Annotated in this window: 13 protein-coding genes; 11 read left to right on the top strand and 2 right to left on the bottom strand. The window is 70.6% G+C overall.

Annotated elements, in window-relative coordinates:
• Nucleotides 1–52 precede the first annotated feature (52 nt).
• The 4 genes from C1707_RS26230 (at nucleotide 53) to C1707_RS18040 (ending at nucleotide 9,917) form a co-directional block, all read left to right on the top strand.
• Nucleotides 53–2,215, top strand: a complete 2,163-nt coding sequence (locus C1707_RS26230) for a TonB-dependent receptor domain-containing protein (protein ID WP_164467386.1) — start codon at nucleotides 53–55, stop codon at nucleotides 2,213–2,215.
• Nucleotides 2,216–2,630: 415 nt separating this feature from the next.
• Complete coding sequence (locus C1707_RS18050; RefSeq protein ID WP_123170774.1) at nucleotides 2,631–6,749, top strand: beta strand repeat-containing protein; 4,119 nt, start codon at nucleotides 2,631–2,633, stop codon at nucleotides 6,747–6,749.
• Complete coding sequence (locus C1707_RS18045) at nucleotides 6,746–8,536, top strand: type I secretion system permease/ATPase (protein ID WP_101713055.1); 1,791 nt, start codon at nucleotides 6,746–6,748, stop codon at nucleotides 8,534–8,536. The genes C1707_RS18050 and C1707_RS18045 overlap by 4 nt, the downstream gene beginning before the upstream one ends.
• A gap of 4 nt (nucleotides 8,537–8,540) precedes the next feature.
• Nucleotides 8,541–9,917, top strand: a complete 1,377-nt coding sequence (locus C1707_RS18040; RefSeq protein ID WP_101713054.1) for an HlyD family type I secretion periplasmic adaptor subunit — start codon at nucleotides 8,541–8,543, stop codon at nucleotides 9,915–9,917.
• 12 nt (nucleotides 9,918–9,929) lie between these two features.
• Here C1707_RS18040 and C1707_RS18035 read toward each other — a convergent pair whose 3' ends face one another.
• Together C1707_RS18035 and C1707_RS18030 are read right to left on the bottom strand one after the other, a co-directional pair.
• The gene (locus C1707_RS18035; RefSeq protein WP_101713053.1) at nucleotides 9,930–11,000 is read right to left on the bottom strand and encodes an ATP-binding protein; all 1,071 of its coding nucleotides are present in this window, start codon (nucleotides 10,998–11,000) and stop codon (nucleotides 9,930–9,932) included.
• On the bottom strand, nucleotides 11,000–11,686 hold the full coding sequence (locus C1707_RS18030) for a response regulator (protein WP_101713052.1): 687 nt from the start codon (nucleotides 11,684–11,686) through the stop codon (nucleotides 11,000–11,002). The genes C1707_RS18035 and C1707_RS18030 overlap by 1 nt, the downstream gene beginning before the upstream one ends.
• A 160-nt stretch (nucleotides 11,687–11,846) precedes the next feature.
• Between C1707_RS18030 and C1707_RS18025 the strand changes: the two genes are divergently transcribed.
• The 7 genes from C1707_RS18025 (at nucleotide 11,847) to C1707_RS17995 (ending at nucleotide 23,210) form a co-directional block, all read left to right on the top strand.
• Complete coding sequence (locus tag C1707_RS18025) at nucleotides 11,847–12,989, top strand: efflux RND transporter periplasmic adaptor subunit (protein WP_101713051.1); 1,143 nt, start codon at nucleotides 11,847–11,849, stop codon at nucleotides 12,987–12,989.
• A 17-nt stretch (nucleotides 12,990–13,006) separates the two neighbouring features.
• Nucleotides 13,007–16,156, top strand: a complete 3,150-nt coding sequence (locus tag C1707_RS18020; RefSeq protein WP_101713058.1) for an efflux RND transporter permease subunit — start codon at nucleotides 13,007–13,009, stop codon at nucleotides 16,154–16,156.
• 2 nt (nucleotides 16,157–16,158) lie between these two features.
• Nucleotides 16,159–17,547 carry an efflux transporter outer membrane subunit gene (locus tag C1707_RS18015; RefSeq protein ID WP_101713050.1) on the top strand — a complete coding sequence of 463 codons (1,389 nt, stop codon included), beginning with the start codon at nucleotides 16,159–16,161 and terminating at the stop codon, nucleotides 17,545–17,547.
• A 31-nt stretch (nucleotides 17,548–17,578) separates the two neighbouring features.
• Nucleotides 17,579–18,856 (top strand): patatin-like phospholipase family protein, encoded by a 1,278-nt coding sequence (locus tag C1707_RS18010; protein WP_101713057.1) that lies wholly within the window; start codon nucleotides 17,579–17,581, stop codon nucleotides 18,854–18,856.
• Nucleotides 18,857–19,084: 228 nt separating this feature from the next.
• Nucleotides 19,085–19,639 carry an RNA polymerase sigma factor gene (locus C1707_RS18005; protein ID WP_101713049.1) on the top strand — a complete coding sequence of 185 codons (555 nt, stop codon included), beginning with the start codon at nucleotides 19,085–19,087 and terminating at the stop codon, nucleotides 19,637–19,639.
• On the top strand, nucleotides 19,639–20,583 hold the full coding sequence (locus C1707_RS18000; RefSeq protein ID WP_101713048.1) for a FecR family protein: 945 nt from the start codon (nucleotides 19,639–19,641) through the stop codon (nucleotides 20,581–20,583). The genes C1707_RS18005 and C1707_RS18000 overlap by 1 nt, the downstream gene beginning before the upstream one ends.
• Before the next feature lie 113 nt (nucleotides 20,584–20,696).
• Nucleotides 20,697–23,210, top strand: a complete 2,514-nt coding sequence (locus C1707_RS17995; RefSeq protein ID WP_101713047.1) for a TonB-dependent receptor — start codon at nucleotides 20,697–20,699, stop codon at nucleotides 23,208–23,210.
• Nucleotides 23,211–23,239: the final 29 nt, after the last annotated feature.

Genomic DNA, 23,239 nt, shown 5'->3' with positions numbered 1-23,239 from the left:
CAACTGCCGGCTGTGATGCGGCTGGATGGCCCCGATGTACTGGCTGCTTCTCATGTCCGCTGTCGCCGGGGGCGAGGCTCCGGCCGCGCCGCAGGCCGCCGCCGCGGCGACGGTCGCGGCCGAGGAGGAGGACGACGCGACGGTGCGGCTGTCCGGGGTCGAGGTTGTGGCCCGCCGGGGCGCGGCCAAGACCCCGCCGGAGACCGAGCTCACCCCCGAAGAGATCGAGGCCCTGGGCGCCTACGACATCGGCGAGGCGCTGGACCGCATCAGCTCGGCCTACGGCCTGGCCGATCCGCCCGTGGTGATTATCAACGGCCGCCGGGTGCAGAACGCCGGCGACTACATGACCTTTCCGCCGGACGCCCTGTCGCGCGTCGAGCTGCTGCCCGAACAGGCCGCGGGACTTTACGGCGCCGACCCCGGCCGCCGGGTCGTCAACATCGTCCTCAAGCGCGAGTTCCAGAGTCGCGACGGCCAGGCGATGCTGGCCGGTTCCACGGCGGGAGGACGCTCCACCGCCATGCTCGACGCCCGCCGCTCGGCGATCGCCAACGAGAACACCAGCCAGATGGGCGGCCGGCTGACCCACGACACCTCGCTGCGCGCCGACGAACGTCCCGACTACCTGCGCGACAACTCCGAGGCCCAGGGCGCCACGCTCAGGCCGCAGAGCACGTCGGTGACGGCCAACATGTCGGTCAACCGGCGGCTGGGCGACTGGCAGGCGGCGTTCAGCGCCAGCGGCCGGGCCCAGCGCGACGAGTCGGTGTCCCGCCGGGACGACGTCCTGGCTCGCCAGCGCGGACAGCAGCGCGGCCTGAGCGCCAGCGCCGGCGCGAACGGCCAGATCAAGGGCTGGTCGGTGCGGGCCGGGCTGGACGGTCAGCTGTCGCGCAGCCGCCAGGAGGGGCTGAGCGACCGCGAGTCGGACAACCGGACGATCGCGCTCAACCTGTCGGCCGACCGGCCCTTGCTGACGCTGCCCGCCGGCCGGATGACCATGGACCTCAGCGGCCGCGTCTCGCGCACCTCCTCGTCCACCACCGTCGAGGGGGCGACCACGGAACGCAGCGCCGAGAACGCCGACGTGCGCGGCGGACTGACGATCCCGCTGCTCCGCGCCCCGCAGCCGGGCGAGGAAGCCGGTCCCGTCAATCTGGGCAGCGCCTCGCTTAGCCTCAGCGGCAATCTGCGCCGGCAGAGCGGGTCGGGCGGAGGGGAGGGCCTGACCGGCGCACTGTCCTGGTCGCCGATCAAGCTGCTGCGGCTGAACGGCTCGTGGGCGCGGTCCTACGACGCGCCCTCGGACCAGCAGCTGTTCGACGCGCCCTTCTACGGCGACCCGATCGTCGTGTTCGACTTCGCCACCGGACAGTCGGTCGAGGTCCTGCCGCTGTATGGCGGCAATCCCGCCCTCAAGGGCCAGACCGCCGAGCGGTTCTCGCTCAGCCTTTCGGCCGGGCCCGTCACGCCGTGGCGGCTGGCGGCGAACGTCAACTACCGGACCTCCGACACCCGCGACGGCGTCAGCAGCCTGCCGGCCGTGACCCCGGCCGTCGAAGCCGCCTTTCCCGAGCGCTTCCAGAGGGACGCCGAGGGGCGATTGGTCGGCATCGACCAGCGCTCGATAAACCTGCTCTCGTCGCGATCCGACACCCTGGCCTCGGGCCTGACCTTCGCCGTCCCGTTCGGCGGCAAGACGCCCTTGTCCGGCACGACCAGCCTCAGGGCGTCGCTGAACCACACGCTGCAGCTGAAGAAGTCGACGCTGATCCGCGCGGGTTATCCCGTCATGGACCACCTGGCCGGCGACGGCGGCGGTTCACCGCGCAACGAGGTGTCCGGGACGCTGGACGCCCGCCGCGACAAATGGACGCTGAACGCCAGCGCGCGGTGGCGCCAAGCCTACCGCACGCGTCGCGACACCGGCGCCGACGGGCCAAGCGACCTGCTGGTCGAAGACTTCACCCGGATCGACCTCAAGCTGGGCTACATGCTCGCCCGGCCTGGGGCCAGACCCGCCACGGCCGCCCAGCCCGGGGCTGCGCCTCCACGCATTTCGGGCCTGCGCCTGGGCCTGGAAATCGAGAACCTGCTGGATGCGCGACCCAAGGCCCGACTGGGCGACGGCCGCCCCGCGCCCGGTTACGGTCGCGACGACCAGGACGCCACGGGCAGGGTGGTTCGCCTGACCCTGCGCGGCCGTTTCTGACCCTGGCGAGTTTTCAGGCCGCTCCACCTTGACGAAAGCATAGTAAATACAAAAACGATATTTCGTAGCGTGAAATCGAGGCACGCGTCGAAACATTCCAACTAATCAATCCTGCATGACGACTTGTCATTGCTAAGGCCGAGTTATTGACGTGAAGCTGAACTCGGCAGATCGCTAGCCGCTGTTTCGCTTCGCGTAGGCGGCGCGTGCTCCACGAATGTCTTCGACCGATCACGGGAAGGCGAAAGCCGCACCCCGGCAGACGGTCGCGAACGTCACGGATCCGCGCGCACGCCTCCGACGCCGACCTCGGACCCGGCATCCGTCTCCCCCGTCGACGTTGTGATCGAGGCCTTCGTTTGGATCGCGCGGACGAGCCCGGAGGGCACGCGCGCGGAGCGCTCGGGAGCAAGTCATGGCCGACATAGACATCACCGCACCAGGCAGTTCGACGACCGTAAACGGCGTGGTCATCACACGCGGCGACGCGATCGGTTCGGGCACCGGCAACTATGATCCGTTCCTCGCCATAGGCGACAACGACGGCAACGAGAACGGCTTCAACACCGACGCCAGCGGCGTGCTCAACACCAACGCCGCCAAGACCAGCAGCCTGACGTTCAACCAGATCCCCATCCGGCTGATCAACGGCGTGCAGTATCTGGAGTTCCGGCTGGACCTCAACGAGACCAACGAGAACCCCTTCACCGCGCTGAACGCGATGAAGATCTACTATTCGTCGGCCCCCGCCACGGGCGCGGACTACATCTCCGGCACGCAAGAACTGGACGCCGACTTCACCAAGGTCTTCGATCTGGACGCCGGGGGCGACAAGACGCTGCTGATGGACGCCCACTCGTCGGGCAGCGGCAATGACGACTACATCTTCTACGTGCCGGTCTCGCTGTTCGGGGCCGCCGACCTGAGCACCGCCTACATCACGGTCTATGCCGAGTTCGGGCGGCCGGGCACGACCTACGGCGCCGACGACGGCTTCGAGGAGTTCAACACCGAGAAGGCCGCCATCATCAGCGGCGTCAAGTTCCTCGACGCCGACGGCGACGGGGTCAAGGACGCCGGCGAGCAAGGCCTCGGCGGCTGGACGATCTTCGTCGACGAGAACAAGAACGGCGTGCTCGACGCCGGCGAACGCTCGACGGTGACCAAGGCCGACGGCACGTTCCAGATCGGCGGCCTGCCGCTGTCGCTGGGCACGGTACAGGTCGACGAGGTGCTGCAGGAAGGCTGGACCCAGACCACGGGCGCCTTCGAGACCGTCACCCTGGCCGAGCCCACCACCTACAACGTCCAGATCGGCAACCAGCCGATCCCGCCCCATGTCGACGTGGTCAAGACGGCCGGAACGCGAACCGACGGCGATGGCAACGGCGACGACGCGGGCGACACCCAGGTCTTCAACTTCACGGTCACCAACACCGGCACGATCAAGCTGCTGAACGTCACCCTCATGGATGACAACGGCACGCCGGGGAACACAGCCGACGACCTTCCGATCACCCTGGCCGGCCTGACCGACCAGGACGGCGACGGCCAGGCCGACGACCTCGCGGTCGGCGCCTCGGCCACAGGCAGCCTGCTGCACGTGTTCAGCCAGGCCGAGATCGAAGCCGGCGGCTACACCAACACCGGCACGGCCACGGGCTCGTCGGCCAGCGGCATCAGCGTTTCGGACAGCGATCCCGAGACCGTGACCCTGACCCGCAACCCGGCCCTGAACATCACCAAGGACGCCACTGTCCCTGGAGGCACGGCAGACGCCGCGGGTGAACAGATCAGCTACGTGATCACCGTGGCCAACACTGGCAACGTGATGCTCGACGGCGTCACCGTCACCGACCCCTATGCCGACGCAGGCTCGATCGTTCGCGGCGCTGACGTCGTGGGCGACAACGACGGCCTGCTCGAAGTGGGTGAAACCTGGGGCTACACCGCCAAGCACACCGTGACCCAGGCCGAGATCGACTCCAACGGCGGCGGCGACGGCGCCCTGGAGAACACCGCCACCGCCGACTCCAACCAGACCGGACCCGACACCGACGACGCCAGCGTGCCCGTCGATCGCCGGCCCAGCCTCAACATCACCAAGGACGCCACCGTCCCCGGCGGTACGGCCGACGCGGCCGGCGAACAGATCAGCTACGTCATCACCGTCGCCAACACCGGCAACACCACACTGGACGGCGTGACGGTGACGGACCCCTATGCCGATGCCGGCTCGATTGTCCGGGGCGCCGACGTTGTGGGCGACAATGACGGCCTGCTCGAAGTCGGCGAGACCTGGGGCTACACGGCAAAGCACACGGTCACCCAGGCCGAGCTCGACTCCAACGGCGGCGGCGACGGCCAGCTGGAGAACACCGCCACGGCCGATTCCAACCAGACTGGCCCAGACACCGACGACGCCAGCGTGCCCGTCGCGCAACGGGCCAGCCTCAACATCACCAAGGACGCCAGCGTCCCTGGAGGCACGGCCGACGCGGCCGGCGAGCAGATCAGCTACGTCATCACCGTCGCCAATACCGGCAACACCACGCTGGACGGCGTGACGGTGACGGACCCCTATGCCGACGCCGGCTCGATCGTTCGCGGCGCCGATGTGGTGGGCGACAATGACGGCCTGCTCGAAGTGGGCGAGACCTGGGGCTACACGGCCAAGCACACCGTGACCCAGGCCGAGATCGACTCCAATGGCGGCGGCGACGGCGCCCTGGAGAACACCGCCACCGCCGACTCCAACCAGACCGGCCCTGACACCGACGACGCCAGCGTCCCGGTCGATCGCCGGCCCAGCCTGAACATCACCAAGGACGCCACCGTCCCCGGCGGTACGGCCGACGCGGCCGGCGAGCAGATCAGCTACGTCATCACCGTCGCCAACACCGGCAACACCACGCTGGACGGCGTGACCGTCACCGACCCCTATGCCGACGCCGGCTCGATCGTTCGTGGCGCTGACGTCGTGGGCGACAATGACGGCCTGCTCGAGGTCGGTGAAACCTGGGGCTACACCGCCAAGCACACCGTGACCCAGGCCGAGATCGACTCCAACGGCGGCGGCGACGGCGCCCTGGAGAACACCGCCACCGCCGACTCCAACCAGACCGGACCCGACACCGACGACGCCAGCGTGCCCGTCGATCGCCGGCCCAGCCTCAACATCACCAAGGACGCCACCGTCCCCGGAGGCACGGCCGACGCGGCCGGCGAACAGATCAGCTACGTCATCACCGTCGCCAACACCGGCAACACCACGCTGGACGGCGTGACGGTGACGGACCCCTATGCCGACGCCGGCTCGATCGTTCGCGGCGCTGACGTCGTGGGCGACAACGACGGCCTGCTCGAGGTGGGCGAGACCTGGGGCTACACGGCCAAGCACACCGTGACCCAGGCCGAGCTCGACTCCAACGGCGGCGGCGACGGCCAGCTGGAGAACACGGCCACGGCCGACTCCAACCAGACCGGGCCGGACACCGACGACGCCAGCGTGCCCGTCGCGCAACGGGCCGCCATCGACATCGAGAAGTACGTCTCGATCGACGGCGGCGCGACCTGGAACGACGCGGACGACCCCATGGGGCCGATCGCCACTTCCGGCGCCAACATCATGTTCAAGTTCGTGGTCGCCAATACCGGCAACGTGACCCTGACCAATGCGTCGGTCACCGACACGGTGTTCGACCTGAACGGCGCGGCGGCGGGCACGGCGCGTGATGTCGGGACCCTGGCGGTCGGCGCGAGCACCGAATTCCAGATCTCCGCGCCCTGGACCGCCGGCCAGCACGTCAACGACGCCACCGCTTCGGGCAGCTATTCCGGCGGCACGGCCAGCGACCACGACCTGGCCTACTACTACGGCCTGATCGACACGGTCGGCGTGCGGACGCCAGGCTTCTGGCTCTCGCCCAACGGCCTGACCTTCTGGGACGGTACGGTGGGCAACGAGACCAAGTCCGGCCCTGATTTCCCCGACGGAGAGCTGCTGGCCTACAACAACGGCATCGTCGACGGCCCCGACCCGGGCAACAGCAACAAGGAGGAACGCTACATCCTGCTGGGCGACGACAACGGCAACGGGATCACCGACGCCGGCGAAGACACCCTGCAGATGTCGCTGGCCCTGGCGCTGAAGGTGATCGACGCCTCGCAGAAGCCCTCGCAGGACGCCCGCTACGTCCTGGGTCGCGACGTCATCGCCGCCTGGCTGAACTTCGAGGCCGGCAACAGTTCGGGCGATCCGCTCGATCCGAACAGTCCCGCGGCCAAGATGAACCAGGCGATCGACTGGCTGCAGCAGTACGCCGACGCCAACCATGACGGCATCGCCGACTTCAACGGCCCGGCCGTGAAGCAGAGCAGCGCCGCCTGGCAAGGCTCTGGCGCGGCGCTGCACACCGCGCTCGACGACTACAACAACAATGGCACGATCAGCGGCTTCACCTTCGCCGGAGACGGAGACGACAAGCTGTTCGTCTCCATGCTGACCCGCTACCACGAGGACGTCCTCGCATGAGCGGGCGGGGCGGCGCGGGCAGGGTCCAAGGCTCGGGACGGCGCGTCCTTCCCGAGCCCCTGGCCGAGGCTTTCGGAACCTGCCGGCGGCATCTGCTGATCGCCGCCGGCTTCAGCGCCTTGGTCAACATCCTGTACCTGGCGCCGACCCTCTACATGCTGCAGATCTACGACAGGGTCCTGCCGACAAGCGGGCTCCTGTCGCTTGCTTTCCTGACGATGGCGGTCGTCCTCGCCCTGGCCACCCTGGCTGTGCTGGACAGCCTTCGCCAGCGCATCCTGGTGCGGCTGGGCCTGCGTCTCGACCGCCTGCTGGCGCCCGAGGTGCTGACCCGGCTGACCGGCGGTCTCGGCCCCGACGCCGGACCGCGCCGGCGCCAGGCCATGCGCGAGTTCGACAGCTTCCGGAACGTCGTTTCGGGCCCCGCCGCGACGGCGATGCTCGATGCGCCCTGGACCCCCATCTATCTGGCCCTCTGCTTCGTGCTGCACCCGATCCTGGGCGTGATCTCGGTGATCGGGGCGGGCGCCCTGCTGATCCTGGCCATCCTCAACGAGCAGGCCACCCGCGCCAAGCTGGAGGCCCTCAACGAAGCCTCCGCCCAGGCCTACGCCTCGCAGGAGGCGATCGCCAGCCATGGCGGTCTGGTCAAGGCGCTGGGCATGCGCGAACCGCTGATCGTGCGCCAGCTGCTCGAGCGACGCGCCGCCGTCGGGCTGCAGGCCGACGCCCAGTTCACCGGCGGGATCTATACCGGCCTGATCCGCTTCCTGCGGCTGACCCTGCAGTCGCTGGCGCTGGGAGCCGGCGCCTGGCTGGCGGTGCGCCACGAGATCTCGGCCGGCGGCGTCATCGCCGCCTCGATCCTGCTCAGCCGCAGCCTGGCCCCCGTCGAACAGATCGTCGGAGCCTGGAAGAGCGTGATCCAGGCCCGCGACGGCCTGCGGACCCTCGTCGACCTGTTCGAACGCTCCCCGGCCGCGCCGGTCCGTACCCGACTGCCCGAACCCAAGGGCCGGCTGCGCGCCGAGCAGGCCAGCGTCCGCACGCCCGACGGCTCAGGCATGATCCTGCGAGGCGTGTCCTTCGACCTCAATCCCGGCGAGATCATCGGCGTCGTCGGACCCAGCGGCGCGGGCAAGACCACCCTGGCCAGGGTGCTGGTCGGGGCCCTGACCCCGGACCTGGGTTGCGTGCGCATCGACGGCGCCGACCTGGCCGACTGGCAGTCCGAGCGCCTGGCCGCTCACATCGGCTACCTGCCGCAGAACTGCGGCCTGTTCGCCGGCACGGTGAAGGAGAATATCGCCCGCTTCGCCAGCATCACCGAGAGCGACCCGCGCGAGATCGACGAGCGGGCCGTGGCGGCGGCGACGGCGGCCGGCGCCCACGAGATGATCCTGCGCCTGCCCCAGGCCTACGACACGCCGCTGGGACCGGGCGGGGCAGGGGTGTCGGCCGGCCAGGCCCAGCGCCTGGCCCTGGCCCGGGCGCTGTATGGAACCCCGCAGGTGTTCGTCTTCGACGAGCCAAACTCCAACCTCGACTTCGAGGGCGAGACGGCGCTGGAGCACGCGATCGCGGCCCAGAAGGCGAGGGGAGCGGCCCTGGTGGTCATCGCCCATCGCCTCAACATCCTGGGCGTGGCCGACAAGCTGCTGGTGCTGCGCGAGGGCGCCATGGACCTCTACGGTCCGCGCCGCGAGGTGCTGCAGGCGCTGGAGGCGAGGGTGGCGGGGCTGCCGCGCCCGGCCAACGCTTCTTCAGATCTTCGGGTTTCGGGATGAGGTCATGACCGGTTCGCTCGCAGTCCACAAACCCGGCGCCCTGGCCACGGTCGAGGCCTACAAGGCCCAGGGACCGGCCGACGGCGCCCATTGGGAGCTGCGCGTCGGCCTGGCCGCCGCCGGCGCGTTCTTCGTCGGCTTCCTCGGCTGGGCGGCCTTCGCGCCGCTCGACGCGGGTGCCTATGCGCAGGGCGTCGTCGTTGTCTCGGGCAGCCGCCAGGCCGTGCAGCACCGCGAGGGCGGGGTGATCTCGGCCCTGCGCGTGCAGGAGGGCGACAAGGTCCGCCAGGGCCAGGTGCTGCTGGAGATCAACGTCCAGGAGGTGCGCGCGCAGGAGAGGGCGCTGGCCGCCCGGGTATTCGCGGTCGAGGCCCGGCGGGCGCGACTGGCCGCCGAGCGCGACGGCCTGGACACGCCCCTCACGCCGGTCGCCTTCGCGAACCTGCCGGCCGAGGACCAGGCGCTGGCCGACGAGGCCATGGGTCTGGAGCGCCGCCAGCTGGCGGCCCAGCGCGCGGCGCTGGCCTCAAGGCGCGGGGTGCTGGGCGAACGCGCCAGCCAGCTGGCCGAACAGATCAATGGCTACAACCGCCAGCTCGCCGCCAATCGCGAGCAGCAGCGGCTGATCGGCGAGGAGCTGGAAGGCATGCGCAAGCTGGCCGCCCAGGGCTATGCGCCGCTGACGCGGGTGAGGGCGCTGGAACGGGCCGCGGCCGACCTCGTGGGCGCCGACGGCGCCTATCGCGCCCAGGCCGCCAGCGCCCGCGAAGGCATCGGCGAGACCCGCATGCAGGCCCTGCAGGGCGACCGCGAGCACATGGACGAGGTGATCGCCGACCTGCGCCAGTCGGAGATCGAGCTCAACGACCTCAAGCCCAGGCTGGCCGCCGCGCGCGACCAGCTGTCGCGCGGCATGGTGCGCGCCCCGGCCTCGGGCCAGGTCGTGGGCCTGAAGGTGTTCACCGTGGGCGGCGTCGCCGCGCCCGGCGACACGCTGATGGAGATCGTGCCGCAGCGCGCCCCATTGGTCATCGAGGCCCGGGTTTCGCCCAACGACGCCGACGACGTCCATGTCGGCCAGTCCGCAGACGTGCGGCTGACCGCGTTCCACGATCGGCATCTGCCGCTGCTGCAGGGCACGGTGACCAAGCTGTCGGCCGACGGCTTCACCGACGACAAGACCGGTGCGCGCTATTTCCGCGCCGAGGTCGCCGTGCCGCCGGAGGAACTGGCGGCGCTCAAGCAGCCGGGCCGCGAACCGCCCGCCCTGAAGGCCGGCCTGCCGGTCGAGGTCGTGGCGCCGCTGCGCAAGCGCACGGCGCTGCAGTACCTGCTGGAGCCGCTGCAGCAGCGGCTGTTCAGGAGCTTCCGCGAGCAGTGAGGGCCCGAGGCGCTAGGCGCCCGGCTCGACATCCTCGCGGATCAGCGGCAGCCAGAACGCGAAGCTGGAGCCGCCGAGCGGCGAGGGCGCGAGCATCGCCTCTCCGCCATGCGCGCGGGCGATCGAGCGGACCACGGCCAGGCCGAGACCCGAGCCGTTGCCGTCGGCCCGGCCGCGCTTGAATGGGGCGAAGATGCTGTTGGCCGTCTCCTCGGGCACCCCGGGGCCGGCGTCGGCGACGCTGAACACGACCTGGTCGCCGCGCGTCTCGATAGAGATCTCAAGCGGGCCGGGCGCGGCGTGGATGCGGGCGTTCTCCAGCAGCGCCAGGGCCGCCTGGCGAATGCGCGAGGGATCGCCGGCCACCTCGACGTCGGGCAGGGTCCAGCGCGGGACCAGCCCGGACTGCGCCAGCACCGGATCGTAGAGCACCCGCAGCGGCGCGGCGATCGCGGCCAGGTTCACGACCTCGAACCGCAGGTGGAAGTGGCCGCTCTCTTCCAGGCTCAGAACCCGCAGGTCCTCGACCAGCCGGGTCAGGCCGTCGACCTGGGTGCGCAGCATGGCCGTCCAGGCGTCGTCCTTCTCGAACACCCCGTCGGCGGCGCCCTGCAGCAGGCCGTTCAGGACGGTGAGGGGCGTGCGCAGCTCGTGGGCGATCGTGGCGTTCCACTGGGTGGCCTCGGCGACGGACACCTCCAGCCAGCCGGCCATGTGGTTGAAGTCGGCGGCGAGGTCGGCGATCTCGCCCAGGCTCTGGTCGCCGGCGGCGGCCCGGGCAGTGAGGTCGCCGGTGGTGATGGTGCGCGCGGCCTGCGCGATCTGGGTCACCGGCTGGACGATCCGGCGGGTCAGGCTGCGGGCGGCGATGATCGCCGTGCCCAGGCCCAGCACCAGCGACAGGGCGAGGGACAGGTAGTCGACGGCCTGGAACTCCATCGGAATGTCGTCGGCGATCAGGCCCTGGCTGACGAACAGCGAGTAGAGCAGGCCCCAGCCCACGGTGGTCGACAGCAGCCCGCCGGCCGCCACCACGGCCATGTAGATCGCGACCTTGCGGGTCAGTCCGTGCAGGCCGAACATCAGTGCATGTCCAGGCGGTAGCCGACGCCGCGCACGCCGCTGACCACGTCGCCCAGCCCGGCCGTCTTCAGTTTGTGGCGCAGCTTGCTCATGTGGCTGTCGACCGTGCGCTCCAGCACCTCCTCACCCGGCAGGCAGGCGTCGACCAGCTCGCCGCGCGTGAACACCCGCCTTGGGTGGCGGGCCATGAACTCGATGATGCGGAACTCGGTCAGGGTCAGGTCGAGGGGCTTCAGCGCCCCCTCGGAGCGGACCGCGACGATGTAGCTGGTCGGATCGACCTCCAGCCGACCCAGCCGGATCACCCGGTCGGGCGACATGCCGGCCGTGCGCCGCAGCACCGCCTGCACGCGCGCCACGACCTCGACGGGGTTGAACGGCTTGACCACGTAGTCGTCGGCGCCCATCCGCAGGCCCTGCAGCTTGTCGATGTCCTGGTCGAGGGCGGTCATCATCACCACGGGCGTCGCACCGCGCCGGCGGATCTCGCCCAGCACCGCCCAGCCGTCGAGCTTGGGCATCATCACGTCCAGCAGCACGATGTCGGGCCGCAACACGGCGTGCAGGTCCAACGCCACCTGGCCGTCCTGGGCGCGCGCGGTCCGAAAGCCCTCGCGGACCAGATAGCGGTCGAGGATTTCGGCGATCGCGGCCTCGTCCTCGGCGATGAGTGCAAGCGGGTTCATCGTCACTGCTTGGCATAGACGCCGGTCCCGGGCCAGACGCGGCAGGTCGCGTCCATCGTTCGTCCACGATCCCTCCACACAGCGCAAACGGAGGCGTGGGAAAGGCCCGTCTCACTTCGCGCGGCCCTCCCCGGATCCGCGCCTCCGGAGAACGACGTCGATGCATCCCTCCCTGCGCAAGGCCCTCATCGGAGGCGCCGCGGCCCTTTCACTCGGCCTGGCCGGCTGTGGAGGCGGGCAGGGCGACGAACAGGCGCCGGCCATGGCCGAGGTGACCTTCGTCGACGCCGCCGCCTCGCCCGTGCAACTGACCAGCGACCTGCCGGGGCGCGTCGTGGCCCATCGCATCGCCGAGATCCGGCCCCAGGTCGGCGGCCTGATCCAGCGCCGGCTGTTCGTCGAGGGCGCTGACGTCAAGGCCGGCGCGCCTCTGTTCCAGATCAACGCCGCGCCGTTCCAGGCCGAGCTCGACAGCGCCGTCGCCGCGCTGCGCCGAGCCGAGGCCGCCCGCAACCTGGCCCGCGTGCAGGTCGACCGCCTGCGGCCGCTGGCGGAAGTCGACGCCGTCAGCCGCCAGACCTTCGACACCGCCGTCGCCACCCAGGAACAGGCCGAAGCCGAGGTCGCCGCGGCCCGGGCCACGGCCCAGCGCCGGCGCCTGGACCTGAACTTCGCCACCATCACCGCGCCGATCTCGGGCCGCATCGGCGCGTCGGCCGTCACCGAGGGCGCGCTGGTCAGCCAGGGCGCGACCGAGGCCCTGGCGACCGTCCAGCAGATCGACCAGGTGTTCGTCGACGTGCGCCAGCCTGCCGCCCGCATGCTCGAGCTGCAGAAGTCGGGCGGTTCCGGCGGCGCGAGCGTGGAGATCCTCGACGCCAACGGCGGCGCTACGGGCCTGCGGGGCAAGCTGCTGTTCTCCGAACTGGCGGTCGACCCCGGCACAGGCGACCTGCGGGCGCGCGTGCTGGTCGACAACGCCGGCCACAGCCTGCTGCCGGGCATGTTCGTCCGCGTGCGCCTGCCCGACGGTGGGCTGAAGAGCGCCGTGCGGCTGCCCCAGCAGGCCGTGTTCTTCTCCGGCGGCAAGGCCCAGGTGATGGTGCTGAAGGGAACCGGCGCGCCCGAGCCCAGGCCCGTGACGGCCGGCCCGGTCATCGACAACCAGTACGTCATCCTCGGCGGCCTCGACGTCGGCGAGCGGGTGATCGTCGAAGGCCGCGACCGCCTGGCGCCCGGCGCGCCGGTGAAGGCCACGGCGTGGAAGTCCGCCGCGGCGTCCCAGCCCGCCGCCCAGCGCTGATCCGAAAGCCCGTCCCGATGTCCCAGTTCTTCATCAACCGGCCCGTCTTCGCATGGGTCCTGGCCATCTTCATCGTGCTGGCCGGCCTGCTGGCGATCCCGCGCCTGCCGATCGCCCAGTTCCCGTCGGTGGCGCCGCCCAGCGTCTCGATCTCGGCGACCTATCCGGGCGCCACCACCCAGGCCCTGACCGACAGCGTCATCGCCCCGATCGAGCGCGAGCTCTCCAGCGTCAAGAACCTGCTCTATTTCGAGAGCTCGGCCGACACGAGCGGCACGGCCTCGATCACCGTCACCTTCCGTCCGGGCACCGACCCGCAGATGGCGCAGGTCGACGTCCAGAACCGCCTGAAGACGGTCGAGGCGCGCCTGCCGCAGGCCGTGCGCCAGACCGGCGTGACGGTCGACTCCGCCTCGTCCGGCTTCCTGATGATGGTGTCGCTGGTGTCCGACAACGGCGCCTTCGGCCCGCAGGAGCTGGGCGACTACATGGCCCGCAACCTGGTCAACGAACTGCAGCGCCTGCCAGGCGTGGGCAAGGTGCAGAGCTTCGCCTCCGAACGCGCCATGCGCGTCTGGGTCGATCCGCAGAAGCTGGTGGCCTACGACGTGGCGATCGGCGACGTCACCGCCGCCATCGCCTCCCAGAACCAGCAGCTGGCGCCCGGCCGTCTGGGCGAGACCCCGGTCGTCGCCGGTCAGCTGGTCAGCGTGCCGCTGACGGCCTCGGGCCAACTTCAGACCCCCGAGCAGTTTTCGGCCATCACCCTGCGCGCCAACGCCGACGGCTCGCGCCTGACGCTGGGCGACGTGGCCCGGGTCGAACTGGGCTCGCAGACCTACGCCTTCGAGACCACCGACAACCGAAAGCCCTCGGCCATCGCCGCCGTCCAGCTGGCCCCCGGCGCCAACGCGGTGAAGACCGCCGACGCCGTCCGCACCCGCATGGCCGAGCTCGCCCCGTCCATGCCCGCGGGCATGGGATATCTGGTGCCCTACGACACCGCGCCCTTCGTCAAGGTCTCGATCGAGAAGGTGCTGCACACCCTGATCGAGGCCATGGCGCTGGTGTTCCTGGTGATGTTCCTGTTCCTGCAGAACGTCCGCTACACCCTGATCCCCTCGATCGTCGCGCCGATCGCCCTGATGGGCGCGCTGGCGGTGATGCTGATGACCGGCTTCTCGATCAACGTTCTGACCATGTTCGGCATGGTGCTGGCGATCGGCATCATCGTCGACGACGCCATCGTCGTGGTCGAGAACGTCGAGCGGATCATGGTCACCGAGGGCCTGTCGCCCAAGGCCGCCACCCAGAAGGCGATGAAGGAGATCACCGGCGCGGTCGTCGGGATCACCCTGGTGCTGTCGGCCGTGTTCATCCCGATGGCCTTCGCCTCGGGCTCGGTGGGGGCGATCTATCGCCAGTTCAGCCTGGCAATGGCCACCTCGATCCTGTTCTCGGCCCTGCTGGCCCTGACCCTGACGCCGGCCCTGTGCGCCACGATCCTCAAGCCGGTCGATCCCAGCCACCATGAGAAGAAGGGCTTCTTCGGCTGGTTCAACCGCCACTTCGACCGCATGACCGAAGGCTACGCTAAAGGCGTGACCGGGCTGGTCAAGCGCACGGGTCGGGCCATGCTGGTCTTCGTCGCCCTGGTCGCTGCGCTGGGCTTCAGCTTCACGCGCCTGCCCGGCGCCTTCCTGCCCGACGAGGACCAGGGAAGCTTCATGACCATGTTCACCCTGCCGGCCGACGCCACCGCAGAGCGCACCCGGGCGGTCATCAAGCAGTACGAGGACCACCTGGCCAAGCGCGAGGCGATCGCGGGCAACACCTCGATCATCGGCTTCGGCTTCTCCGGCTCGGGCCAGAACGCGGCCATGGCCTTCACCAACATGACCGATTGGGACAAGCGCAAGGGCGCGACCGTCAACGAGGAAATCGCCTCGGTCCAGGAAGCCATGGCCGGCGTCAAGGACGGCACGGTGATGGCCCTGAACCCGCCGGCCATCGCCGAACTGGGCACCTCGTCCGGCTTCGCCATGCGCCTGCAGGACGTGCGCGGCCAGGGCCCGGCGGCGCTCGGCGCGGCCCAGGCCAAGCTGCTGGAACTGGCCGCGACCAGCCCCAAGCTGGCCATGGTCTATCCCGACGGCCTGCCCGACGGCGCCAGCCTGCACCTGGCCATCGACTGCGAGAAGGCCGAGGCCCTGGGCGTGTCGTTCGCCGTCATCAGCGAGACCCTCTCGGCGGCGATGGGCTCGGCCTACGTCAACGACTTCCCCAACAACGGCCGCATGCAGCAGGTGATCGTCCAGGCCGAGCCGACCGCCCGCATGCAGATCCAGGACGTGCTGGGCCTCTACGTGAAGAACCGCTCGGGCGGCATGGTCCCGCTAAGCGCCTTCGTCACCCCGCAGTGGGAAGAAACCCCGCTGCAGCTGGTCCGCTACAACGGCTACCTGTCCTCGCGCATCTCCGGCAGCGCGGCGCCCGGCGTGTCGAGCGGCGAGGCCATGGCCGAGATGGAGCGCCTGGCCCAGCAGCTGCCGCCCGGCTTCTCGGTGGCCTGGACCGGCCAGTCGCTGCAGGAGCGCCAGAGCGGCAACGAGGCGCCGATGCTGATGGTGCTGTCTATGCTGGTGGTCTTCCTGGTGCTGGCCGCCCTCTACGAAAGCTGGACCATCCCGGTGTCGGTGATGCTGGTCGTGCCCCTGGGCCTGATCGGCGCCGTGGCCGCCACCATGATCCGGGGCCTGCCCAACGACGTGTTCTTCAAGGTCGGCATGATCACGATCATCGGCCTGTCGGCGAAGAACGCCATCCTGATCGTCGAGTTCGCCAAGCAACTGCGCGAAGGCGGCAAGGGACTGGTCGAGGCGACCATCGAGGCGGCCCGCCTGCGCCTGCGGCCGATCATCATGACGTCGCTGGCCTTCACCCTGGGCGTGGTGCCCCTGATGATCGCCGCCGGCGCCAGCGCCGCCACCCAGCACTCGATCGGCACGGGCGTGTTCGGCGGCATGCTGACGGCCACCTTCCTGGCGATCTTCTTCGTCCCGGTCTTCTTCGTCTTCGTGCTGACCACGGCGAGCCATCTGAGCGAGCGCCTCAAGGGCGTACGCCTGCCGCGCTGGTCGCGCGGCCAATCGGGCAAGGGAGCCTGAGCATGAACCGCATCCACCTCCTGGCGGCGAGCCTCGCCGCGCTGAGCCTGGCGGCCTGCCAGTCCTACCCGGAGCGCAAGCCCGACCTCAGCGTCCTGCCGGCGGCCTATCCGGCTGGGCCGACCGCCGGAACCGCCGTCGCCGACCTCGACTGGACGTCGGTGGTTCGCGACGAGCGCCTGCGGCGGCTGGTCGAGCTGTCGCTGGTCGAAAGCCGCGACCTGCGCTCGGCCCTGCTGGAAGTCCAGGCGGCGCGGGCCCAGTCGCGGGCCCAGGACGCCTCGTTCTTCCCGCAGGTCCAGGCCTCTGCCCAGCACTCGGGCGCGCGCCAGCCGATGATGCAGGGGATGGCGCCCGAGACGACCCAGGTCGGCGTTTCGCTGACGGCGTTCGAGCTCGATCTGTTCGGCCGTCTGCGGGCCCAGTCGCAAGGCGCCTTCGCGACCTACCTGGCCGCGGAGGAGGGGGCTCGCGCCGCCCGCATCGCCCTGGTCTCGGCCGTGGCCGAGGCCTACCTGGCTGAACGCGCGGCGGACGAGCGCCTGCAACTGACCCGCGCGACCGTCAGGGACTGGTCGGCGTCCCTCGACCTGACCCGCCGCCTGAAGGCGGCCGGCCAGGCCGACAGCGTCGAACTGGCCCAGGCCGAGGGCCAGGCCAGGACCGCGCAGGCCGAGCTGGAAGCGGCCGAGCGGGGGCATCGGCAAGCCCTGAACGCCCTGGTCCTGGTGGTCGGCGCGCCGCTGCCGGCCGACCTGCCCGCGCCGACGCCCCTGGCCGAGCAGCCGGTGCTGGTGGAGATCGCCGCCGGGCTGCCGTCCGACCTGCTGGCCCGCCGCCCCGATATCCTCCAGGCCGAACAGCGCCTGAAGGCCGCCCAGGCCGACGTCCGCGCCGCCAGGGCGGCGTTCTTTCCGACGGTGTCGCTGACCGGCCAGTACGGCTTCGCCTCGGGCGATCTCGACCGACTGTTCGACGGCGCGTCGCGCACCTGGACCTGGACGCCGCAGGTCTCGCTGCCGCTGTTCCAGGGCGGACGGCTGCGCGCCCAGCACGCCGTGGCCGACGCGCGCGGCGGCCAAGCGGTCGCGGCCTACGAGAAGGCGATCCAGACGGCGTTCCGGGAAGTGGCCGACGGCCTGGCCGCCCGCGCCACCTATGGCGGCCAGATCGGGGCCCAGGTCGGCGTCGTCGCCGCAGCCGAGCGTCGGGCCGATCTCTCGCAGCGCCGCTTCCGGGCCGGCGTCGAGAACCGGATCGAGCTGCTCGACGCCCAGCGCAGCCTCTATGCTGCCAGGCAGACCCTCATCCAGCTGCGCCAGGAACAGGCCGTCGCCTCGATCAACCTCTACCGGGCGCTCGGCGGTCCGGTCGGCCGCGCCGAGGACTGACATGTCGGGCAAGGGGTCCATCATGCCTGGCATGAGCCGCGTGTTCGCGGCGCTGGCGGCGGGCCTGCTGCTGACGGGCTGCGGCTCGCTGGCGCGGCCCAATGCGCCGCCAAGACCGACGAGCGCCCAGATGGTGATCGCGCCCGACGTCCGCATGGACGCCGGCAAGCTCGACGACCTGCACGCGTTCGACCAGCAGATGGCCAAGACCATCGAGGGCGAGGGGCCGGTCGCGGTGCTGGCCCTGTCCGGCGGGGGCGCGAACGGGGCCTACGGCGCCGGCGTCCTGATTGGCTGGAGCGAGCGCGGAGACCGGCCGCGCTTCGACGTGGTCACCGGCGTCAGCACCGGCGCCCTGGCCGCGCCATTCGCCTTCCTGGGGCCTGGGTGGGACGCCCGGCTCCGCGACGCCTACACCGGCGCCGGCGCGGCGCGGCTGCTCAGCATGGGCAATTTCGGAGCTCTGGTGCGACCCAGCCTGTTCAGCGCCCAGGCCCTGCGCCAGCTGATCGACGAGCAGGTCTCGCCGGAGATGCTGGCGGCGATCGCCCGCGAGCACGCCGCCGGTCGCCGCCTGCTGGTGGCGACCACCAATCTTGACAGCCAGCAGACGGTGATCTGGGACATGGGCAAGCTGGCCTCGCAGGACACGCCCCAGGCCCACCGGCTGTTCAAGGACGTGCTGCTGGCCTCGGCCGCCATCCCCGGGGTGTTTCCGCCCGTGCTCATCGTCGCGCGCGACGCCGACGGACAGCCGGTCAGCGAGATGCACGTCGACGGCGGCGTCAACACGCCGTTCCTGGCCATTCCGGAGGCGCAGATCCTGATGGCCGACGAGACCGCGTCGGTCGCCGCCAGCCAGACGCACGCGCTCTACGTGCTGGTCAACGGCAGGGTCGCGCCCAACGACGCCGTCACCCCCGGACACATCGGCGCCATACTGGCCCGTTCGTACGACAGCATGAGCAAGGCCTCGCTGCGCACGCACCTCAACGCGATCGTGGCGTTCTCGCGCCGCAACGGCCTTCGGATGCACCTGGCCGCCATTCCCGACAACGTCGAATCCTCGGTGCTGGCCTTCGACCAGCCGACGATGAACGCCCTGTTCGAGATGGGGCGGACGAGCGCCGGCGAGGGCAGGGCGTTCCGCCGCCTCGACGACAGCGAGGTCTCGCTGGCGCGTCCGTTCACGCTCGACGAGGCGCGAATTCCCGAGCGGCTGAAGCCTCGCGAACGACCCTCCACGGCCCTCCAGGCCGAACCGGCGACACCCCGCGCCGCCCGACGCCCCGCCAGCGTCGAGCCGTAGCGACAGGATCCCGCGCGACGGCGCGGGGGATCGCGACGCCTCGCCCCCGAGACGCCGCGATCAGGAAGGGGCGCACACCCCCCAATCCCAGTGCGTCCCTTCCTACCCCTCTGGCGGTCGATGGTTTCCGAGGCCAGCGCACGCGCGCCCGATGATCGAAGCCCTCATGAGGGCGCGAAGGGTTCGGGTTCACACGATTGTCGTCAGCCGCTGGCATGGGGCCGCCTCATGTCCCTGCCTGCCCTCAAACCCGGCGCGCCGCGCGAACTGGACGGCGCCGCGGGCGCGGAACGTTTCGAGGCCCTGACCCGACGCCTGCGGATGCCGCTGCTGCGCTACTTCACGCGCCGGACAGGCTCGCAGCCCGACAGCGAGGAACTGGTCCAGGACCTGTTCCTGCGTCTGCTGCGTCGCCCCGGCCTGATGAACCTCGAGAGCATCGACGGCTACGTGTTCGAGGCGGCGGCCAATCTTCTTCGCGACAAGGCCAAACGGGAGAGGACGCGGCCGATGCTAGGCGCGGTGGACATCGATGGGATCGACCTTGCCGACGATCTTCCCGGCGCGGAGGACGTCGTCGGGGGTCGGCAGAGCCTCGAACGCATCCAGGTCGCCCTGAAGTCCCTGTCGCCCCGGGCGCGCACCATCGTCATCCTTCGCCGCTTCGAGGACATGAGCCACGCCCAGATCGCCGCCAGGCTGAACATCTCGGTCAGCGCCGTCGAAAAGCATCTGGTCCGGGCCATGGCCGTGCTGCGCCACGCCTTGCGGGAGCAGGGCTGATGGCCGACCGCAAGCCGAGCGACGACGAGGCCGCCCGCTGGTTCGCCAAGGCCGACCGGGGGCCGTTGTCGGGCGAGGACCGCAAGGCCTTCCTCGAATGGCTGAAGGCGCCCGGCAACGCCGACGCCTACCAGGAGACCGCCGATGCCTGGTCGACCCTCGGCGCGGCCAAGGGCGCCGACAGCCTGATGGCGATGCGCGCGGCCGCCCTGCGCGAAGCCTCGGGCTTAAGCCGGCGGCGGGCGATCCTGGGTCTGGGCGGCGCGCTCGCGGCGGCGGGCGCCGGCGGGGCGGCGTTCCTGGCGGCCGGCGCGGCCGGGGCGACGATCCGCACCGGGGCAGGGGAGCGCCTCACGGCGCCCTTGCCGGACGGCTCCAGCGTGACCCTGGCGCCGCTGTCGACGGTGCGCGTCCGCTACGACGAGGCCCGCCGCCGCGTGCGGCTGGTCGAGGGGCAGGCCTATTTCGATGCGCGCTCCGCGCCCGGGCGGCCGTTCGAGGTGATCGTCGGCGACCAGCGCGCGCAGGGCAGCGGCGGTCGCTTCCAGGTGACCAAGCAGGGCGAGACGGCGCAGATCCTGATCGAGGATGGCGTTCTCGACGTCGCCGCCGACACCGGCGCGCGCCAGCGGCTCACGACCGGTCAGATGGTCTCCGGCCTAGTCGGCGCGAAAAGGGTCACGGCGGTCGATCTCGACGAACTGACGGCCTGGCGCGAGGGCCGGCTGGTGTTCAACGACGCGCCGCTGCCGCAGGTCGCGGCGGCCTTCAACCGCTATTCCAGCGATCGCCTGGCGCTGGCGCACGACGCCCGCCTCGACGCCATCCGCATCTCGGGCTCCTTCCGCTACGACGGAACGCGCGAATTCGCCCAGGCCCTGGCGGCGGGTTTTGGCGTGCGCGTGCGCCAGCTGGACGAGACGACCTGGGAGATCGACGGCTGACGCTCCCACGCCCGTGGTCGATGAAATTTTCAAGACAGGGTGAGGCTTTGGCCCACGGCGAAGTTCCTGAGGGTGATCGGTCGACGGGGGCCGCGATTGCCTAGGACAGCACGATGACGAACCGAGTTTCTTACGCCGCCGGCCTTCGGCGCAGCCTGATGGCCTGCTGCGCCATCGCCGCCCTCGGCGCGGCCGCGCCGGCCTTGGCCCAAGGAATGGGCGCCCAGGAAGCTAGCGCGCCGCCGGCGGCCTTCTCCCTCCAGGCCCAGCCCCTGGAACTGGCCCTGCCGGCTTTCGCCAAGCAGGCCGACGTGCAGGTGCTCTATGCCTCGAACCTGGTGAAGGGCAAGCGGGCCAACGCCGTGGTCGGGACCCGCCCGCCGGCCGAGGCGCTGGGCGCCCTCCTGGCCGGCTCAGGCCTGAAGGCGACGGCCACCGGGCCGCGCACCTTCCTGATCTCGGTGCAGGAAAATCCGGTCGTCGCCGAGCTCGAGGAGGTCGTCGTCACCGCCCAGAAGCGTTCGGCCCGGATCGAGGACGTCCCGCTCGCCGTGACCGTGCTCGAAGGCGGCGACGCCCAGCGGCGCGGCGTCACCAACGTCGTCGACCTCGTGGACCAGATCGCGGGCGTGTCGGTCAACTACGCCTTCGGCGGCACCAACTACGGCCTGATCAGCATTCGCGGCATCGGCGGCGCCGACGACTACAAGCCCAACGGCAACCCCTCGGTCGCCCTGCACGTCGACGGCGTCTACCAGACCTCGAACGCCTATCTCGGCATGCCGCTGTTCGACCTCGACCGGGTCGAGGTGCTGAAAGGTCCGCAGGGCACGCTCTATGGCCGCAACACCACCGCCGGCGTCATCAACGCCATCACCCGCGGGCCCGGCGACGTGCTGGAAGGCTCGGCCCGTCTCGAGCGCGGCAGCTACGGCTACACCGAGGCCGAGGCCTCGATCGGCGGCCCGGTCAGCGAAAAGCTCGGCGTGCGCCTGGCCGTGCTGGCCCAGAACGGCGGCGGCTTCATGACCGGCGCCGGCGCGGGCCTGCTGGCCGGCTTCCGCCCCTCGGTCAGAGGCGTCGTCCAGACCCAGGTGCCGGCGCTGGTCGATCCGGGCCGCCGCGAGGGCTTCGGCGACAAGGACCTGGTCGCCGGCCGCGCGACCTTCGACCTCGAGCTGGCGCCCGAGAGCGACCTGGTGGTCAAGCTGTTCGGCAGCCGCGACCGCGGCGACACCCGCCAGTACGACCGCATCTCGCGCGCCCAGGACGCCACCGTCGCCAACGCCGGCGAAAACGACGACCCCTACGAGTTCTATTCGGCGGGCTACCCCGCGCAGCGCATCGACATCTACGGCGGCTCGGCGACACTCAGTCACAAGGTCCGCGAAAACCTGAACTTCACCGCCGTCGGCGGCTGGCAGGGCAGCAAGCGCTCGGTGCAGGGCAACGGCGACGGCTCGCCCTATCCGGCTTCCTACTTCGACGCCGACGAGAAGCTCAGCCAGTCGTCGCTGGAACTGCGCCTGGCCGACGACACCGGCGGCAAGCTGGACTGGATCGCCGGCGCCTTCTACGTCAGCGACGACGTCAAGTTCGACACCGCCTGGACCAGCTACTCGGCCCTTACCCAGTACGACAACCTGCACCACCAGGATCGCAAGAGCCTCGCCCTGTTCGGCCAGGTCGACTATCGCCTGGTCGAGCGCCTGCAGGTGTCGGCCGGCCTGCGCTACACGCGTGACGAAGCCCACTATGTCGGCCGCAATGTCGACCACAACCCCTGGGGCATCAGCACCTTCACCACGACCTTCGCCACGACCAACCCGTTCGCGTGGGACGAGAAGTTCGAGGACGACAACGTCTCGGGCCGCCTGACGGTGAAGTACGACGTCACCAAGGCCCTGAACGTCTTCGTGTCGGCCGGCACCGGCTATCGCGGCGGCGGCTTCGACGGCACCTCGATCTTCACCGTCGCCGAGACCAAGCCGTTCGCGTCGGAGACCGTGCGGGCCTACGAGGCCGGTCTGCGCTGGAGCACGCCGCGCCTGCGCCTGTCGCTGGACGCCTTCGACTATCGCTTCAGCGAGCTGCAGGCCACCACGCGCCTGGCCAACGACACCAACGGCCGCGCCAATGTCGGCAAGGCCCGCAGCAAGGGGATCGAGGTCGCGCTCAGCGCCCAGCTGTTGCGCACCGAACGTCAGAGCCTGGCCTTCGACGTCAACGCCGCCTGGCTGGACACCGAGGTGCTGTCGTTCAGCTCCAACCGCGTGGCCGAGGTGCTGCAGACGGTGGGCGACCCGCTGCCGGGCGCGCCGGACGTCTCGGCGACCGCGAGCCTGAACCACAGCGTCACGCTCAAGGACGGCTGGACGCTGCGCAGCCGCCTGGGCGTCACCCATCACGGCGAGGAGTCCAACCGCCTGAACGCCACGCCTGGCAACACGGCCAAGGCCTACACCCTGGTCAACGCCCGGGTGGACCTGGCAACGCCGAAGAACTGGACGCTCTACGCCTACGGCCGCAACATCACCGACGAGGTCTATTTCCCCGAGCTGAACGGCGCGGCCCGTCTCGTCGGCGCGCCGGCCACCTACGGGATCGGCGCGCGGTTCGACTTCTGACCCGCGGGGCGATCCGGCCTCTCGGCCGG

The sequence above is a fragment of the Caulobacter flavus genome, assembly GCF_003722335.1.
Taxonomy (GTDB): Bacteria; Pseudomonadota; Alphaproteobacteria; order Caulobacterales; family Caulobacteraceae; genus Caulobacter; species Caulobacter flavus.
This window is presented reverse-complemented; position numbering and strand designations above follow the sequence as displayed.

What these genes read in the sequence shown, in the direction of transcription:
- C1707_RS18040 (WP_101713054.1), top strand. Translation starts at nt 8,541, where the DNA reads ATGACCGGTTCGCTCGCAGTCCACAAACCCGGCGCCCTGGCCACGGTC.
- C1707_RS18010 (WP_101713057.1), top strand. Translation starts at nt 17,579, where the DNA reads ATGAGCCGCGTGTTCGCGGCGCTGGCGGCGGGCCTGCTGCTGACGGGC.
- C1707_RS18015 (WP_101713050.1), top strand. Translation starts at nt 16,159, where the DNA reads ATGAACCGCATCCACCTCCTGGCGGCGAGCCTCGCCGCGCTGAGCCTG.
- C1707_RS18045 (WP_101713055.1), top strand. Translation starts at nt 6,746, where the DNA reads ATGAGCGGGCGGGGCGGCGCGGGCAGGGTCCAAGGCTCGGGACGGCGC.
- C1707_RS18000 (WP_101713048.1), top strand. Translation starts at nt 19,639, where the DNA reads ATGGCCGACCGCAAGCCGAGCGACGACGAGGCCGCCCGCTGGTTCGCC.
- C1707_RS18030 (WP_101713052.1), bottom strand. Translation starts at nt 11,686, where the DNA reads ATGAACCCGCTTGCACTCATCGCCGAGGACGAGGCCGCGATCGCCGAA.
- C1707_RS18005 (WP_101713049.1), top strand. Translation starts at nt 19,085, where the DNA reads ATGTCCCTGCCTGCCCTCAAACCCGGCGCGCCGCGCGAACTGGACGGC.
- C1707_RS17995 (WP_101713047.1), top strand. Translation starts at nt 20,697, where the DNA reads ATGACGAACCGAGTTTCTTACGCCGCCGGCCTTCGGCGCAGCCTGATG.
- C1707_RS18050 (WP_123170774.1), top strand. Translation starts at nt 2,631, where the DNA reads ATGGCCGACATAGACATCACCGCACCAGGCAGTTCGACGACCGTAAAC.
- C1707_RS18025 (WP_101713051.1), top strand. Translation starts at nt 11,847, where the DNA reads ATGCATCCCTCCCTGCGCAAGGCCCTCATCGGAGGCGCCGCGGCCCTT.
- C1707_RS26230 (WP_164467386.1), top strand. Translation starts at nt 53, where the DNA reads ATGTCCGCTGTCGCCGGGGGCGAGGCTCCGGCCGCGCCGCAGGCCGCC.
- C1707_RS18020 (WP_101713058.1), top strand. Translation starts at nt 13,007, where the DNA reads ATGTCCCAGTTCTTCATCAACCGGCCCGTCTTCGCATGGGTCCTGGCC.
- C1707_RS18035 (WP_101713053.1), bottom strand. Translation starts at nt 11,000, where the DNA reads ATGTTCGGCCTGCACGGACTGACCCGCAAGGTCGCGATCTACATGGCC.